The sequence below is a fragment of the Altererythrobacter sp. BO-6 genome (assembly GCF_011047315.1).
Taxonomy (GTDB): Bacteria; Pseudomonadota; Alphaproteobacteria; order Sphingomonadales; family Sphingomonadaceae; genus Erythrobacter.
This window is the reverse complement of record NZ_CP049259.1, coordinates 2104607-2121028: the sequence shown is the minus strand read 5'-3', so window position 1 is coordinate 2121028 and position 16422 is coordinate 2104607. Positions and strand designations below refer to the sequence as shown.

Sequence of the window (16422 nt, the reverse complement as noted above, 5' to 3'; positions counted from 1 at the left end):
CCGCGGCCCACTTAGGACTTTTGGAGTGATTAATCCTGTAAGTTATTATCTTCTTAGCAGTTTCATAGCCGAGAATTGGTCCAATATAACGAAAGCGTATAATTTAAGTTCTTGTTCGGGCGTTCGACCGGCTTTCCCTGCTCTCGCCGCTCCCGGGAGAGCTATTGGAACGGCAACGCTTGCAGCCAAGCGGAAGCGACAACAGCATCTTGCTAGCGTTTACCCGGTTATCCTGAGCCTCGACCTGAACAGGTTTTACGGCTCAATCTACACTCACTCTATCCCGTGGGCCGTGTTGGGGAAGGAGAAGGCAAAGGCGCTATATCGAGCACGCACGCTTCGCGGCGATTGGAGCAACACGCTAGATGTGCTCGTGCGGGGTTGTAATCAGGCACAAACAATCGGCATAGCGATTGGTCCAGACACGTCGAGAATTGTCTCTGAAATCATTCTCTCTCGAATTGATGCTGAGCTTACAGCACCAGGTTCCGGTCTGGCCTCGACGCAAATTTTTCATGCAATCGACGATTACCAGTTTGGCGTCTTATCAACTTACGAAGCCGAAGGCGCGGAAAGCCAGTTCGTTCGTGTAATTGGCCGCTATGGTCTCCGCCTCAACGACTTCAAGACCTCCGTTCAACATGGCTTGGACTTTGCTCCGTCAAATTTTCAGCGGAGCTTTGACAGCCTTGATGGGCGCCATGAACACTTCGTCGAGCAGTTCTTCGAAGTCCTCTATCATCTTGCCAAAAAGCATCAGAATTCAAATGTTATCGGTTACGCACTGAAGAAATTTGCAAGAGTGCTATCTTCCCACTCACAACAGGAAACAGTGCAGGAATATCTCCAACGCCTTCTTTATGCAGCGCCTCACCAGGCTCGATTTATTCTGCCGCTCCTCCTTGGTATTTACAAGAGGGATGGTGTTTCGGCTGATACCAATCGATTAATCAAATGGGGTGTCGATGTTTGCTCGCGTAGGAACGATGTCGGAAATCTTCTATGGTTCCTCTACTCTGCAATTTTTCTCCGAACGAAGGTGGGCGCGGCCCAGTGCGCGCAGTGCATAGGTGTAGCTAACGAATTGGTTGATCTTGTCCTCTATCACGGTCGATCAGAGGGACTTTTTAGTGTGTCCCTTGCGGCTATGAGGTCGCGTTACAAACAGTCTGGCCTCGACACTTCTGCGTGGCTGCCACTTTATGAAATCGAGCGGCATGGCTGGGACACATCGCCGGCCTTCACAAAGATTGGCACAGTCGATGACGAAGATAATCACTACGAACTGCTGCGAAATGAGGGGGTTGAGTTTTACCTAACGGGTATACAGCACTTCTCTGTCAGCGCTTTCGATGGTTGGAACTTGACTGATGACGATTTTCAGGTTCGTGATTGGGACCGCGCTGGTCTTCAAGAACTGCTATGGACTGATGGCCGCGATTGGGAAAACTACGACTAATCCCCAAATCCCATTGATGCCGCGCCTACGTGGACGCGTCTACCGGCCTTTCCAGTTGCGATCATAATGTGCGTGTTGAGGGTTCGGCTCCCTCCTCCGCTACCAGAATTTCACGATGCAGGTGTGTGCGTCCTAATCGATTGCCTTCTCAAAGAGAGGAGCATGAGCGGCTACGTCTTCATAAGTGATGGCACGATCGAATTGCCCCGCTGATGCCGCGTTTTCTTCGATGAACGTCTGTGGAGCGAGAAGTATCGTTTCGAAGTCGCTGTAATTCAACCATCGGTCGTCATTTGACATAAAGGCTGCCCGGCGCCGGTAGTCAGCTGCCTGCGCGAATGTAAGCTTGCCGTGTCTAGGCTTGTTCTCAATGTGTAGCGCGAAGCGAAATGCTTGCGATTGAAACACGAAGAACAGGTCGGTCTCACTTTCGCTGCCATCTGGTAGACGGCACCACCACCATCGCCACCAAGCGTTCACCCGACTGTTTCTAGCAGCCGCTTGCTCGTTGATGAGAAGAGCAGATTCATTCGCAAGGTGCGCAAACCGGCCGCCTTGCAGAACCCAAGCGCGAAACGCGAAACTGTCTTCGAATGCCTCGGCGAATGCTTGGTCGAGTTGCGCTTCACTGACTTTGTTTGCCACTGCCAAATCTCCTCCAAGCGGCAAAAATGATTCAGCCCTATTGCAGGTAGGTCATCTCTTCGTCTTGATAAAGAACAAGGACCTTTGGGAGGATTGCGATGCAGGAGCGCTATCTTGGCGATTCACATGATTTCATCAAATACGCTTTGCTGAGGCAACTGAATGACGATCTCAGCCTTCGTCTCGGAGTGAACTGGTATTTGGCAAGACCGGAGAATGTCGATCGGCCAGGTAACAACGATGGTGAGAAGCGCCATCACCTCAAAGGGGGAGTCTGGCGGACATTGGACCCTGATCTATTTGACCTGATTTCTCAGTTTGAGGACCCAGCAGCGCGGCGTATCGATCATATCGCTGAGTGGGGCTTGCTTCCGAGATCAACCGCCTATCACTCAGAGAGTATCTGTTCGAGCGATCGTCAGGTCTGGCATGCCAATGGTCTACAGGCACTAAAAGACTGCGGCCTGGTGTTTCTTGATCCTGACAATGGGTTCGAGGTCCCGTCTATGACCAGCCGAACCGCCCCAAAGTATGCACTTTATTCTGAAGCAGCAGACTATGTGCGCATGGGCAAAGTGGTAGTGGGCATTCAATTTGCCAGGCAGTGTGACCCCATTGCTCGTGCCCATGAAGTCCGAGATCGACTTCTGGATGTATGTGGGACTGGCGCTATTCTTCCGGTTGTTAGGGGAAGGGTGGCGCCTAACATTCTATTTGTTACGGTTGCTCCTCCGGATTTGGATGGAGCTGTCAGGACGTCGATCAAGCGATTCTGTGATAAGAGCGAAAAGGTCGAGCTGGTTGCGTGACGGTCTAGCGTCCACCAATGGTTCTGTTTGGTCCGCATCCCAGGACTTCGAGCCCTAATCATCGGCGTCGCTGCTGGTATTCCACCTAGCCTTAACTTCTCTTCGCGAATAATCTGCGGCAGCCACAATGTTGGGAAAGGACAAAGTGCACTTCACGAGATCTTTCATCATAGCGGCAGCAATCTTGGGCGCATCAATTCCAACAGGCAGCCAAGCGCAATCACTTCAGGGAACTGCACAGGTTGCCGATGGCGATTCTCTGTCGATCGCCGGACTGCAAGTTCGCCTGTTTGGTATCGATGCACCGGAGCTTGATCAGCAGTGTTTCGACAATGGTGCAGCAGTTGCTTGCGGTGAAATGGCGAAAGCTAAACTTGCCTCGCTGATTGGTGATGCGTCCCTCTCGTGTCTCCGCAAATCAACCGATGCACATGGTCGCATGGTGGCAGTCTGCCGTATCAGCGGCGTCGATATAGGTCAGGCGATGGTGGAGGCCGGTTGGGCTACTGCCTATCGGCAATACAGCGAAGACTATGTCGCAGCAGAACAGCGAGCACGTGCGAGCAAGTCGGGATTATGGCAGTGGGAATTCCAGAAACCAGAACAATATCGCATTGCACAGCAGTCGAAGGAAGAGCCTCAACGCGAAGCCAGGCCGCCTGCCTCGACAAGTTCATCGCTGCGTCGTTGGCAAGATCAGGGCCAGTGCCTGATTAAGGGCAATCATTCTCGCCGCGGGGAGTGGATCTATCACCTTCCGGGAATGCCTTATTACAACGCGACGCGTCCTGAAGCCTGGTTCTGCACTGAAGAAGAAGCACAAGCCGCAGGGTATCGACGGGCAATCGTGCGTTGAGTTGATTGGAATGGCTTCGCTTTCGCGCCACGAACGCAAGCTGCCTCGCCGATTGTAGCGTTACGCATTGACGCGCTGAATGTCCGTGAATTCAGGGGCTGAGAGAATTTTACCGCCCATTCGGAGGCTTAGATCAGAACCTCTGACTGCCAGAAATCTAAGCTAGCCCTGAAGCTCAAGTGTGCAGTTCGAAACGCGCTAACGTATTTACAAAACGCCCACCTTACTCTCTCTTAAGCGGGGATATTATCAGTGGAGTCCGACAGATGAGGAAATTTGCCGCTCTGTGTTCCATCGTCGCAGGCTTTGCCGCTATTGCGGCGGCCCAAGATTACACTCCACAGGTGGAGCATACGCCAAACATCGGTGCCGCCAGTCATGCGGAAATCGGTGACGTTGTTTACTCGGAACGCAAAGGATCGATTAAAGAATGCGTTACTCCAAAATTCAATGAGAATAAGAACACATTTCTTGGAGCCTATACATTCTCTGTCCTTGAAGGAGAGCCACTTTGCAAGGATGATTCCGACGGTAAATATATAACTCAATACGATAATTACCGTAACAACACCGTTGGAGATAGTTACAGATATAAAGTAAATGTCGATTTTTCACGGAATGAGGTCAAGTTCTGTTCTCAAGGGGCATGCATTAAACGACCGAGTTCCGACGTTGAACACGGAAAAGTATTTGTGATGCGGCCGAACACCTCCAAACTCGCGATTGAGCTGTCTGGACTAAGCGGAGACGCAGCCACGTTTCTTTTTTCTGAAGTCGACGATCGTGGCAACGAGAGAACGCGAGAGTTTACGGTCAATTTGTCCGACACAAAGAAGGTTCGTTATCGAGGTGCTGAGATCGAAGTCACAGGGCACCAAGATGGCTCAATTAATTATGTCGTCTTGAACGGATTCAGCTGAAGCTGACTTCGGGGCCGACCAACGCCTACAATTGGGCCGTTAGCAGACATTTGGGAAGAGTATTGTCATTCACAATCCCACAGCTCTGGATGGCAGGATCACGCCGACACCGCCTGATCGGCTCCGTCCGGGTTGTGTGGAACGATCAAAGTTAGGACCTCCATCTTTCAATTATAGCCCATTGAACAGCTCTTGCAGGAAGAGCAGTTGGATTGCGGTTCCGCCACTTTTTGACCTGCTCCCAAGTTTGAGGATCGGACAGCCGACTCTCAGAGCGGCATTCTCTCTAACTTATCATCCGACAACCTCTGAACGATGAAACTTGAGGTCGAGATAGCGTTGTCCAAGTTCGGATTGCACGGAAATAAGCTTCTGGCTTGATTGTCTTTTTCAGATTAGGCATCAGGCATTAGGGTCGGGAGCAAGATGAACGACGTGCCAGACGAAAAGTATGATAGCGGCTGGAAGAAGGTCGCAACAGTCGGCGGCAAAATGGCCGCAGTGGGAGTGCTACTGATTGCGGTTGCTGCAGCCTTTAACGCAGTGAAATCAGATGATCGGGACAAATTTGGCGAGGGCAACGTGCTGGCTGAGATCAGCGCTGGTCCGGGCAATTGCACGCCAAACTTTCCCTTGGAAATCACTCTAACCAATGTGGCTTCTCAAGATGTTCTCAATGTCGGCTTCATCATTGAGGTATCAGATGAAGGGCATTCGACGGTCTATTACAGTCAAGTAATCGGATCGGATCGGATCATCCCTTTCGATCATGTCTATCAGGACTGTTTTGCGATGCCGCAGTTCTACATTGGCGAAACCAATCCCATCCCAGCAGATGCCGTTCCATATAACCTTGCGTCGCCGCGCTACGACATAATTGTGAGCGGGACTCGTCTCAGAGGAGAAGAGTAAGTCCGATAGCAATGCCTTGGGAACATCACCGTCAGTTTATTATCGAGAGCTATTCGGCCTGGAAACGTCGAGTGCAAGTTCGAAGTTCGCCTCCGTCCAGTCGAGGGTCAGATGTCCCCTCAACACATCAATGCCCAGTGTTCGCGCAAGCTTCGCGTTGCACATCCGGTCGGCTCACGCTTCCGAATCTGAGTGAAGGGATCCGACATCATCCGCGGCACCCCATTTCTATAGTCGGCATGGCAATGGCCCTATGAGGTGATAGAGTGAATTAGTTTGGCCTGGCACTATGGACCGAGGATCAGATCAAAATGCCTCTTAGTTGTCTGGACGAGAAAAATAATCGGATTCACGCATTCGATCTGACAGCCGAGCAGTGGGACAAGCTCAAGATCGGCAACCGCAAGCTCAAGAATCTGCGCATGCCTTGCTGTGAATCACTTGTCGTCCTCAAAAAGTCGCGACGGGGCACGCGGTTCTTCGCTCACTCGAAAGTCGGACGGTGCCTCACGGCTGACGAGGGCGAAGAGCATCGCGTTCTAAAATCCCTGGCGGTCGACGTGGCACGGGAATGCGGGTGGTCAGCTGAGACGGAGGTGTCAGGCTCGACACCAGACGGTGAACATTGGCGAGCGGATGTTTTAGCTACCAAGGGCAGCGCTATGGTTGCCATTGAAGTCCAATGGTCGGGACAGGTGAATGACGAAACCCTTCGCCGACAGGATCGTTACCAGCAATCCGGCATCAGGGGACTTTGGCTTTTGCGACAGCCGGGGTTCCCCGTTAGCCAAGACCTTCCTGCAGCTTGTATTGGCGGCAGTCTGGACGAGGGCTTTCATGCCCTCATACCATACCGTTGGTCGCGCATGAGCCGGAGCGACCGGCAAGCAAAGGCTGGATGGAAAGTCGTCACTCCGATGGCGGATTTCATCCGAGCAGCGCTTTCGAAGCGATTACGCTGGGGGCGCATCACGGATATTGGGGCATCGGCAGAGGCGCAGGTATTGATCGCTGAGGCGGATTGCGAAGCATGCGGCGTTATCACTGACATTATCGTTGGCATCGAACTCGATGTCGCGGGAGAGAAAGTCGATGTGTCCCTGCTCGATCTAACGCCTCACGATGCATTGATAGAAGAATTGCGCCTGCACCTTCCGCAAAGCTTTGATCAGAGCCATCTTAAGGTCCGCTTCAGTCGCACACGCAAGGAGCGATACCTCAGTAATGGCTGCTTGGGGTGCGACCGATTGTATGGCGATTTCTACCTCTCCCAATATCGAGAGGTGGCCAAAGTTGCGTGCCGATTTCCGGTCAAACTTGCTGGAGATTGGTTGAGACTTTTCCAAGAGAGTGACGACTGGGCAGACGGTCAACCCGAATGGTGGCTCATTCCTGACCTGTAGATCGCTTCGGCAAACGATTCCGTCACCGTTGGCGCAATGATGCGCCTTCTTTGTTGAGGCTGGTTTCCTTTAGGCGCTACCTGCCCCCTGCTGACTTTTAAAGAGGTCCGCGACAAATCGCCTCAGCGCCAATACTGAGCACAAAACTCACGGCACTCCGCCTGCTCCGTTTGGATACGCCCCGGATTGTCGAGAATTAAGCCGCATATCGGCCCAAGAGACCTGCGAGCGTCGCACTTTCCGTCAATGCACTGTCTGGGATGAGCGCGTATCTCCAGGCCTTGCCGTCCCCCTCGGTCGCAAATTCATTGGCGTGCTTTACCCACTCCGCAGCGGCGCGCGCTTTCTCCTTTACGATGGCATCGTCCATCTGGTTGCTGGCCTTGATTTCTACGATGAGCTTCTCGGACTTAGTCTCGACGACGAAGTCCGGCTCGTAGGGTTTGCCCGGCTGATACTCGATACGGAACTGGCTCCGCGCAGGCTTGAGCCAGCGCAAAACATCACTTTCGAAATCGCTATCGATCATAACGGCGAAGCGCCGTTCGGGGTCCGAGTGGAATTTGTGGAACTGATATGGGCTCTTTTTCCCACCGCGGAAGGTATAGCTGGGAGTGGCCGAGAGCGGCGTCGCAGCCTCCGTCAGTGGCAGTGAACGCGCCGGTGAATAGGCAATGTTCTGCGGTTCCAGCGTGCGGAACGAACGGATCTTGTTGGCACGGTATTCCGCCGGGGTTTGGCGATAATGCGCCTTCATCTGGGCGAATATTCGCTCAGCCAGCAGCTTGCCATGGGCCAGCGCCACGTTCTCGACGTCTTCAGCGCTGGCGAGGTAGCTTTGGAGATGCGCTACCATCTGCCCCGCCAGCTTGTAGAGCAGGTCTGCCTGACTGTCGTAATCGACCTGCGGGTAATCCATCAGGAATTTGACGACGTAATTCTCGACCCGCTCCTCGCGCGGCCCCTCGATCGAACGGGCAAGTTCGCGCTGTGACTGATCGCGCAAGTTGCGGATCAACAGACGATCGGAAATCGGCTGGAACCGGATGTCGTCGATGCCTGACAGGTCGAAATCCTCGAACCAGAAGTTCACCTCGCGGCTGGGCAGGACAACAATCTCCGGGATCTCGATGCTGTTCTCGGCCACGCTCGCCGTTACCACCGCTACCAGCCGTTCGACGTCAGGTTCCTTCTTGATCCCCTCAAGCGAGCCCTGGCGTTGTTCTGTCAGGCGTCGCACATCGTCGACAATGCGCTTCTGGACCTCCGGGGTATTCAGCTCCTTGTGACCGCCCTTGAGCTCACGGCTGTATTTGTTACGCAGCAGTTCGATCGTGACCTTGGCAATGTCCTGCTCTTCGGGCGTTTCGAAGATGAAGGGTTGCTGCTTCTCGCTGCTCTCCAGCTTCGACTCAGGCATTGTCGCCCCGGTCAGTGCCGCCTCGAAGCCGGTGGGCACGGTATAGACAACTTGAGGGTCGGTTGTGACGTCTCCGCCCTGGCCGATCTTCAGCTGCTTCATCTGAACGATGGAGCCGTCCTCGCGAGCCTTGCTGATTACTTCGTCGAAACGGTCGTGCGCGATCACGGTCAGCGTATCGACCGCCTCGTTTCCGGTGCGCTCGCCGTAGGGAAGCCGCAGGCCGCGCCCCAGCGTCTGTTCGGTCAGGATGTCCGAGGCTGACGCTCGCAGCGGCACGATGGTATAGAGGTTGGTGACGTCCCAACCTTCCTTCAGCTTGTTCACGTGGATGACGATGTCGGTGTCGCCGGCCTCTTCAAGCCGCACCAGCCGCTCCATCGTCTCGTCGCTTTCCTCGCCGCGCACTTTCGAGTGCACCTCGATCACGCGGCCCTTGTAAGCGCCGTTGAAGAAGCCATCGTCCTCGATCCGCGCGCGCAACCGGCTGGCGTGTGCGGTGTCCTGTGCCACCACCAGCATGAACGGATAGACCCGCTTGCGCCCCGTCTCGCGGGCATAGAGCTCCAGCTCGGTCTTCACATGCTCGTGGTAATGGATGCCGTCTTCCAGCATGATCCCTTCGAGCGCATCCTCGTCATACGCCTTGGGATCGAAATCGGCGCGGGTTGCAACGGCCGGTTCCTTCACAAAGCCGTCGGCCATGGCGTTGCCGAGGCCGTATTCGTAGATCACGTTGCGGAAGTCGCGCGAATTGGAACCTACCGACTTTGGCGTGGCCGTCAGCTCAAGACCCAGCTTCGGGTCGAGCTCGAAAATTGCCTTGGCTCCGGCCGCAGCGCGATAGCGGTGCGCCTCGTCCATCAGCATCACCAGGTCGGGCAGCTTCGACAGGTAATCGAAGTAGCTGTCCCCCAGCGTCTCGCGGAAGCTGCGGATCTTGCCCTTGTCCTTGTTGATCTTGTCGACGTTGAAGATGTTGATGATCGCTTCGCTACCGAACAGGTCGCTACCTCGGATGCCGCGGCCTTCCTGCCAGGTGTCGCCGGTGACGATGATCGGGGGCGTCTGCGCGAATTGCGAGATGCCGCGGAACACATATTTGGGCGATGTCTGCTTGGAGAAGTCGTCCACGAGCTTGTCGTAGATCGTGGTGTTGGGCGCGAGGACGAAGAAGTTCTTCGATTTGCCGGTGAGGTAAAGATAGGCGATGAACGCGCCCATCAGCCGGGTCTTGCCGACACCCGTGGCAAGCGCAAAGCAGAGTGACGGGAAGCTGCGTTCGAAATCCTCGACGCTGGGGTAGAGCGCCTGAATTTCCTTCAGCAGCGCGTCGAGGTCGATCGTCTGGGCAAAGTCGATCTTCTCCAGCACCTCGCCGAGGATATTGAGCGACAGTTCCTGCGGTGCGCGCAGCGACAGGCGCTGGGCTATCTGGCGGCGGGTGCGCTGGGGGTTGAGCTCAGTCATCGCCTGCCTCCCCCGCGAACAGCGGTAAATCTTCGCCTACAGGCTCGACCTCTTCCTCATCCCCTGCCTGGGGCAGCTTCTGGATATTCAGCGAGTAATCGTCGCGGCCCCATTCGCACTTCTGCAGGATGGCCGTGGGGATCTTCACCAGCGTCAGGTTCTCGAAGGCATCGGCGGCGGCATCATAGGCCTTGCAGCAGATGAGCAGCGAGCGGTCCGGGCCCACATCATGGGCGATCTTGGCGCAAGCCTCGTGGGTGAGCGCCTGCGTGGTGACATAGATGAAATCGGTCTCGGTCGAATGGCCGTGGCGCCAATATTCCGCCGGGTCCTGCGATGGCGCATAGGTGAAGCCCATGTGCTTGCACATCGCCTCGGCCAGCATCACTGGATTGTAATCCTGCGCGATCACCCAGTTGCCGTATTTGTCCTGTTCCAGCAGCGACGGGGCGAGCGTGAAGTAGCGGAAGCCGCCACCACCCTTCCAGTCCACCGCCTTGCTGATCCCGCCTTGATCGGAGCCGTCGATTACGCTCTGCAAGCGCGGGACGATATGCGTATCGGCGTGTTCGCCAATTTCGACCATAATCCAGCGACGCCCCATTTTGTGGGCGACGGCGCCTGTAGTGCCCGAGCCTGCGAAGGAGTCCAGCACGAGATCAAGTGGCTTTGTGGCGAGCTCAATGCAGTGCTGGATCAACTGCTCAGGCTTCTGCCCGTTTGGAAATCGGACGCCACCCTCTCGGGTGACGTTGTTCCAATTGAATTTATCCCAAAGCGTCCCAACCCGTTCTTTTTTGAACACAACTGAACCCCGCTTTTCAGCAACGTTCGAGAAAAAGCTGACCAGCCGTTTTTGTGCTCCTTGAAAAAATACCTCGGTGGTCTTTCCTTTATCCCGTCCTGATTTTGGTGTGTATTCGATGCGGAACAAGCCATCCTCTGCGCCTATAAAGTCTTGAACCCTTGTTCTGATCGAGGTTTGAGCATTTTCAGTCGTGAAAATTCTTTCGAATTGTTTTTCAATGAGCGAGCTCAGGCTGATGTTTTGCTGCTTGGCGAGCTTCGTTGCAGAATTGATCTCATAACCCACATGGCGAAAAACCTTAATCTCCTCGCCAGCCCCATCTAGCGTTGATCCAATATACTCGGATGATCCGCGATGGGTCATAACTGATGTATACTTAAAGCTCTTGCCTTCTGCCGCCATGTCATCGAGCAACTCATCCAATCGTTGCTCTGAATAAACCGGATTGAAAGCTGTGAATTGTTCACGCCCATAACAAAGCAGAAACTCGGTGTGCTTCTTCAGGCGACGATCTTCACCGCCGCCGCTCGCTCCAGAGCTATTCTTGGTCTTAATCGATATGACGTTTACAAAATTAGATATTCCGAAAATCTCGTCGCAAATGATTTTGAGATGGAACAGGTAGTTGTCGTCAATCTGAATGAAAATCACACCATCGTCGGCGAGTAGATTGCGCAATATAGAGAGTCGGTCGCGCATGAGTGAAAGCCACAGCGAGACCTCTAGACCGTCGTCATAATACTCAAACGCTTGCCCGGTATTATAGGGCGGGTCGATGTAAACGCACTTCACCTTGCCCTGATAATCCTGCTCCAGCGCCTTGAGCGCGAGCAAATTGTCACCCTTGATCAGCATATTGTCGAACACATCGCCATCCCGCCGCACGCTGGCGTGATAGCTCTTCGCGGGATCCTCGATCAGAATGCGCGGTTCGAGCTTCGGCCGTTCGTCCTTGCCGGGCCAGGTCAGTTCAAGCTTGGTCTTCTTGGTCATACGGTCTTTTCTATCGTTATGTTTCCTGACGCGATAGCCTTGAGAAAGAGTAATATTTTCCACATGCCGATATTCATTTTCAGTGTCCGAATTCCCAAGATTCAAGAAGCGCCATCACCTGATCTTTCCAGCCGTCGCAGAAGCTCCCGCTCCAGATCCAGCTTGGTTCGGTCTGTCGGGTTCGAGGAATCCGTCGGGTTTTCTTTCCCGTAAATGAAGGGCAGCCCAAGGCGCTTTGCTTTGCCGATCACAGCGTTGCGTTTCGTGCCGCCAAGCGTCGCAGCAATCTCGTTCGCAGAATGACCTTCCAACCACATTTTCTTCAGCAAACTGACCCGCTCTGGCGTCCATGGCCCCTGGTCTCTCTTCGGTCCGGCTTCCTGTTTGGGCTTCTTGGCTGCAGCAGAAATCCGGAGGTCTAATGCAGCGATCTGCCGTTCCACATCTGCGCGCTCCATCTGATTGCGACGTGTCTTGGGTGAACCAGGAAGGAACTTGCGGCCCTTGATTTCGAGCGCTTTCAGCTTTTCGGCCAAGGCCGAACGCTTGGCTTGGAGGTCCTCATCGATTTCCGAGAGCGTCTGTTGGCCAGCCGGACGGGGAATACCGTCGGGAGTTACCTGTTTAGGCCGCAAAGTCCTCGGAGGAGCGCGCAGCCCTTTGACGGGAATGGCCTCACCGATGATCTTCTTCCTGATGGGGGCGGCCTTGGGCAGGTCTTCCGGCCGGGGCCTTGCAACGGGATCGGGTCCCGCCATTTCCTCCTTTTTTTCATCGGCGCTTCGTCGCAAGGAATCTTTGATTTCAGCCAGCACGACCCCTGGAAACCTGAGCTTTGGCGCATTGAAAACTCTTGGAGTCGAATAGAAGTGACCTTCTCTCCAGCTGTGACTGGTGCCCCGCTCGGCTGATAGATTTCCTGCACGCCAGTGGACGACGAAAAGGGGCTCGACTTCAAACAAGATGTCCTCGCGCTGCCACAGGGCCTCTTCCGCCGCTTCAGCGCGTTTCAGAATCCGGCGGCGGCGCAAAATCAAATTCGCTGCCTCCTCGTCCAGTTCTGATTCTAGATCACGGATGATCGCAGAAAGGGCGTTGCGCGCTTCGGGGCTTGTGTCCGGCAACCTACGGCGCCTTCGAAGTTCCGCCATCTGGCGCTCGAGCTGACGAGAATTGATGCGGTTGCGTGCTTCGAGAATTTCAAGCTGTCGCTCGGTCCGTTCGTGCAACTCGGCAAGCTCGCGATTGGTCTCGCGCTGCCAGCGCAGGTAGAACGCACCTTCCTCCTCGCACAAAAGGTCGTCGAGCAATTCGGGCGGCTCTTCACAGCACTCTTCAAGGTCATGCCAGTGGCATTGGGTCAGATGAACTGCACGCCAGGACGGGATCGGTTCACCATGATCGAAACAGGCAACGATCAGCTTGTCGCTAAGCAGGTGTCGCTCACTCTGGATCGTCGCTCTTGCCATCATCAGCCAACCGGAACGTCTGCGAAAGGCAGCGATGTGGGTTGGCGATTCCTCGTAAGTATTGAGATCGAGCTTCAGGCTCATCGGAGCCTGGCCGAACTCGGCCATCATTCGTGTTGCCTCCCTATTCCACAGCCCAGCGAAGCGTGAAGAGCGGCTTGATTTCGGGCTTCAGGTTCAACTGCGCCGCGAAGTCATCGAGCATGTCCTCGACCTTCTGTCGCGCTTCCTTGCGCTTCTGGAACTTGGTCAGCTTCAGCTCATCGATGTCATCCTCGAGCCGCTTGATCTTGCGCTTGAAAGCCAGCTTTTCCTCCATGCTGATGCCAGCCGCGCGTGATTGCTTGCGCAGTTCCTTCACCTCGTTCGCAAGCTCGTCGATCTGCGCGTCGAACTCGATTTCGAGGTCTTCGGCGTAGCGATCCAACCGTTCACTCTCTGCATCGATCCACTGTTCGTTCTCGCTCAGGACGCGGTCGGAGAATTCGCCGAATTGTTCTTCCTCGATCGTTTTGAGTGTTTCCTCCGGGGGCGCAGCAGCTGGTGCTCCTGCATCCTCTGCCGGGACAATGAATAGCTGGTCTGCCACGCGTTGTGGAAGGGTGCGACCATCGTCTGTGACACAGGCGATCAGCAGCTCTTCCCGCAAAGCATCGGGGGTGGGCATGGTAGCCTTGAAGACGCGCAGCCAGCCGCTTTCGCCCACCAGGTCACGGATGGCGCCGACCTGCCCTTCATAGGGATACTGAGCAGGACGGAAGACAAGCGAGCCCAGCGTCTGTGTGTGGTCACGTGCCTTTGCCGCCTCGATCATCTCGGCACACAGCCCATCATTGACGCGGAAGAACTGCCAGTCTTCTTCGTCCGCCTGCGGCCATTTGGTTGTGTAAGTCCGGCCTTCATAGCGAAACGTATCGTCGCCAGGATGGTCGAACTGCGCCCCGTCCAGCTCGGCGTGTGCGGCAATCAACGTTCGCTGGACAAACTCCGGGAGGATTCGTGCCAGTTCCTTGCCGCGATCCTGCAGCTTGGAAATGACGGTCGCGTCCATCTCTCCCAGAAGGCGGTTACGGGCATCTTCAAACGCCGCGTCGATCTTGTCCTGAATCGTTGCTTTCAGTTCATCGAACTCGAACTCGATTTGCTCTGGAGTGCGGCCCTTCTGCACGATTTCGAGGACCTGCTTTTCGAAATCGACACCGCTAGAAAGCGTCCCAAGAACCTCGTCGCTGGCTCCGAAGACCCCTTCGAACAGGTGAAACTTTTCGCTCAGCAGTTCATGGATACGAACCTCGGTCTGATTGCGCAGGTTGAGCATGTTGACGACCGTGACGTCGATCTTCTGACCATAGCGGTGACAACGGCCAATACGTTGCTCCACCCGTTGCGGATTCCAGGGAAGGTCGAAATTGACGAGCAGCGAGCAGAACTGAAGGTTGATGCCTTCTGCGCCGCTCTCGGTCGCGATCAGGATAGTCTTGTCGTCGCCCTTGAAGGCCTCGACGATTGCCGCCTTCATATCGGCTGTCTTGGAGCCGGAAACTTTGTCTGTGCCCCGATGCCGCTCAAGCCACTCTGAATATGTGCGCCGGCTTTGCTCGTCATTGTTGGAGCCGTTCATCAGCACCACGCGACCGGCATACCCATGCTGCTCAAGCAGATCGCGAAGGTAGTGCTGGGTGCGGACACTCTCCGTGAAGATCACGGCCTTCCGCGCGCCGCCCTTTCCTTCGATTTCGTTGAGGACCTTGGGGAGCTGCTTCAGTAGCTCTTCACCCTTGGCGTTCTTCTCGATCGAGTTTGCGAGAGTGAGATAACCCGCAAGCTCCTCGATCTCCGCCTCGATCATTTCTGCAGTGATCTGGATCTCGGCATCGTCGTCGAGTTCTTCGTCCTCTTCCTCCGCGAGCTCGCTCATCGCATCGATGTCGTCGGTCATCGAAAGCGTCGCAGCTTTCCTCGACTTCAGCCTGGCAATCAGCGTTTCGAGGTATCGCGCAACCGCGAACGTCGATGAGCCGAGAATCTTGCGAACCTGCAGGATGACAAGGGCGTTGGCACGGTCACCATAGGACACCGTGTCGTTGCGCTGGAGAAACTTGGAGAGTTGCTCATAGAGCGCCTGCTCGGCATCGCCTGGCTCGAAATGGAAGGTCTGGGCATTTCGCCGAACAAAGCTGATGTGCCCCGCCTCTTGGACCTGCTTTCGCAAGGTTCGCTGGCAAATCGGCTTCAGCCGTTCCCTGAGACCATCCAGCGCGACTGCTGACTTGGCCCCTGATGCATACTGGGTCCTGAAGGCATTGGCTCCGCCGAAGTGGTTTTCGTCGATCATCGAAACGATGCCGAACAGCTCCATCAGCGAGTTCTGCAGCGGCGTGGCCGTCAACAAGATCTTGAAACTGTCCTGGAGCGCCTTCTTGAGCTCCTTCGCTCGTGCAGACCCGTCCTTCTTGAAGACGTTCCGCAACCTGTGGGCCTCGTCGAAGATAACCAGGTCCCAATCAATAGCGCGGAGTTCGTCTGCTTTCCGCGCGGCAAATTCATAAGAGCATATGATGATGCCTTGAGCAGCCGAGAAGGGATGGATGTGCCCCTGCTTCTGGAGGGCCTTATAGGTCGACGCCTCCATTATCTCGGACCGGAGCGAAAATTTCTCGTAGAGCTCCTGCTGCCATTGTTTTCTCAGTGATGCCGGGACAATCAGGATAATGCGTCGCTTGTGCTCCGCCCACCGCTGCGAAAGCACCAACCCTGCCTCGATGGTCTTGCCCAAGCCGACTTCGTCAGCAAGCAGAACACCTTTCGACAGCGGGGACTTCAAGGCAAACAGCGCCGCCTCGACCTGGTGCGGGTTCATCTGAACACGGGCCGAGGTCAGTGACCGAGCAAAGGCATCGTCATCAAGCCCTGCGAGCGTCAACTTGTGGGCCTGATAGTGACCGTGGAATTTCGTAAACAACTTGCTATTCACAATGCCTGACTGATCTTGTGAGGTTTGTTCGAGCAGTGGGACGACTTGGTCAAGTGTCAGCACTCAGTGGTGTGGGAAATATCTGTAAGTAAGGCAGAAAAGACCGACCCAAATTTATTAGAGTAGCCCTAAATGCGGAGGCTGGCGGTGGATGGGAAAAAGCCAATCCGCACCCGCTGATCGGCACCATCCCCCTGAAGCTTTGTAATGCCATCTAAGACCTCCAGAACTTGTCCCGCGGGCGATCACATCCATGACTGTTTGGTCACAGCAGCATTCCCTAC

The 16422-nt window shown here is 55.0% G+C and carries 11 protein-coding genes; 6 read left to right on the top strand and 5 right to left on the bottom strand.

Translation table 11 applies throughout. The features are described from left to right. The first annotated feature begins 25 nt into the window (after positions 1-25). A complete protein-coding gene (locus tag G6N82_RS10410; protein ID WP_165196229.1) occupies positions 26-1459 on the top strand; it encodes an RNA-directed DNA polymerase in 1434 nt (477 codons plus the stop codon). 132 nt (positions 1460-1591) lie between these two features. On the opposite strand, the gene G6N82_RS10405 is transcribed toward G6N82_RS10410, so the two are convergent. Beyond that, positions 1592-2104 (bottom strand): hypothetical protein, encoded by a 513-nt coding sequence (locus G6N82_RS10405; RefSeq protein WP_165196227.1) that lies wholly within the window; start codon positions 2102-2104, stop codon positions 1592-1594. 98 nt (positions 2105-2202) lie between these two features. Here G6N82_RS10405 and G6N82_RS10400 point away from each other — a divergent pair, with 98 nt between their 5' ends. The 5 genes from G6N82_RS10400 (at position 2203) to G6N82_RS10380 (ending at position 7004) form a co-directional block, all read left to right on the top strand. Then, the gene (locus G6N82_RS10400; RefSeq protein ID WP_165196225.1) at positions 2203-2913 is read left to right on the top strand and encodes a hypothetical protein; all 711 of its coding nucleotides are present in this window, start codon (positions 2203-2205) and stop codon (positions 2911-2913) included. Positions 2914-3058: 145 nt separating this feature from the next. Further along, positions 3059-3769 (top strand): thermonuclease family protein, encoded by a 711-nt coding sequence (locus G6N82_RS10395; RefSeq protein ID WP_206520165.1) that lies wholly within the window; start codon positions 3059-3061, stop codon positions 3767-3769. A 266-nt stretch (positions 3770-4035) separates the two neighbouring features. After that, complete coding sequence (locus tag G6N82_RS10390) at positions 4036-4689, top strand: hypothetical protein (RefSeq protein ID WP_165196221.1); 654 nt, start codon at positions 4036-4038, stop codon at positions 4687-4689. Positions 4690-5115: 426 nt separating this feature from the next. Further along, the gene (locus G6N82_RS10385; protein ID WP_165196219.1) at positions 5116-5601 is read left to right on the top strand and encodes a hypothetical protein; all 486 of its coding nucleotides are present in this window, start codon (positions 5116-5118) and stop codon (positions 5599-5601) included. A gap of 311 nt (positions 5602-5912) precedes the next feature. Next, positions 5913-7004 carry a competence protein CoiA family protein gene (locus tag G6N82_RS10380; RefSeq protein ID WP_165196217.1) on the top strand — a complete coding sequence of 364 codons (1092 nt, stop codon included), beginning with the start codon at positions 5913-5915 and terminating at the stop codon, positions 7002-7004. 196 nt (positions 7005-7200) lie between these two features. On the opposite strand, the gene G6N82_RS10375 is transcribed toward G6N82_RS10380, so the two are convergent. From G6N82_RS10375 to G6N82_RS10360, 4 genes are all read right to left on the bottom strand, one after another. Further along, on the bottom strand, positions 7201-9894 hold the full coding sequence (locus G6N82_RS10375) for a DEAD/DEAH box helicase family protein (protein WP_165196215.1): 2694 nt from the start codon (positions 9892-9894) through the stop codon (positions 7201-7203). Continuing rightward, entirely contained in the window at positions 9887-11695 is a 1809-nt protein-coding gene (locus G6N82_RS10370) for a site-specific DNA-methyltransferase (protein WP_165196213.1), read from the bottom strand. Before G6N82_RS10370 ends, G6N82_RS10375 begins: the two co-directional genes overlap by 8 nt. 101 nt (positions 11696-11796) lie before the next feature. Beyond that, entirely contained in the window at positions 11797-13275 is a 1479-nt protein-coding gene (locus G6N82_RS15315; RefSeq protein WP_346773730.1) for a GcrA family cell cycle regulator, read from the bottom strand. 13 nt (positions 13276-13288) lie between these two features. Beyond that, on the bottom strand, positions 13289-16126 hold the full coding sequence (locus tag G6N82_RS10360) for an SNF2-related protein (RefSeq protein ID WP_241255068.1): 2838 nt from the start codon (positions 16124-16126) through the stop codon (positions 13289-13291). Positions 16127-16422: the final 296 nt, after the last annotated feature.

Excerpts from the sequence above, each read along its gene's own strand:
- G6N82_RS10375 (WP_165196215.1), bottom strand. The coding sequence starts at position 9,894 with ATGACTGAGCTCAACCCCCAGCGCACCCGCCGCCAGATAGCCCAGCGC.
- G6N82_RS10370 (WP_165196213.1), bottom strand. The coding sequence starts at position 11,695 with ATGACCAAGAAGACCAAGCTTGAACTGACCTGGCCCGGCAAGGACGAA.
- G6N82_RS10400 (WP_165196225.1), top strand. The coding sequence starts at position 2,203 with ATGCAGGAGCGCTATCTTGGCGATTCACATGATTTCATCAAATACGCT.
- G6N82_RS15315 (WP_346773730.1), bottom strand. The coding sequence starts at position 13,275 with ATGATGGCCGAGTTCGGCCAGGCTCCGATGAGCCTGAAGCTCGATCTC.
- G6N82_RS10390 (WP_165196221.1), top strand. The coding sequence starts at position 4,036 with ATGAGGAAATTTGCCGCTCTGTGTTCCATCGTCGCAGGCTTTGCCGCT.
- G6N82_RS10385 (WP_165196219.1), top strand. The coding sequence starts at position 5,116 with ATGAACGACGTGCCAGACGAAAAGTATGATAGCGGCTGGAAGAAGGTC.
- G6N82_RS10380 (WP_165196217.1), top strand. The coding sequence starts at position 5,913 with ATGCCTCTTAGTTGTCTGGACGAGAAAAATAATCGGATTCACGCATTC.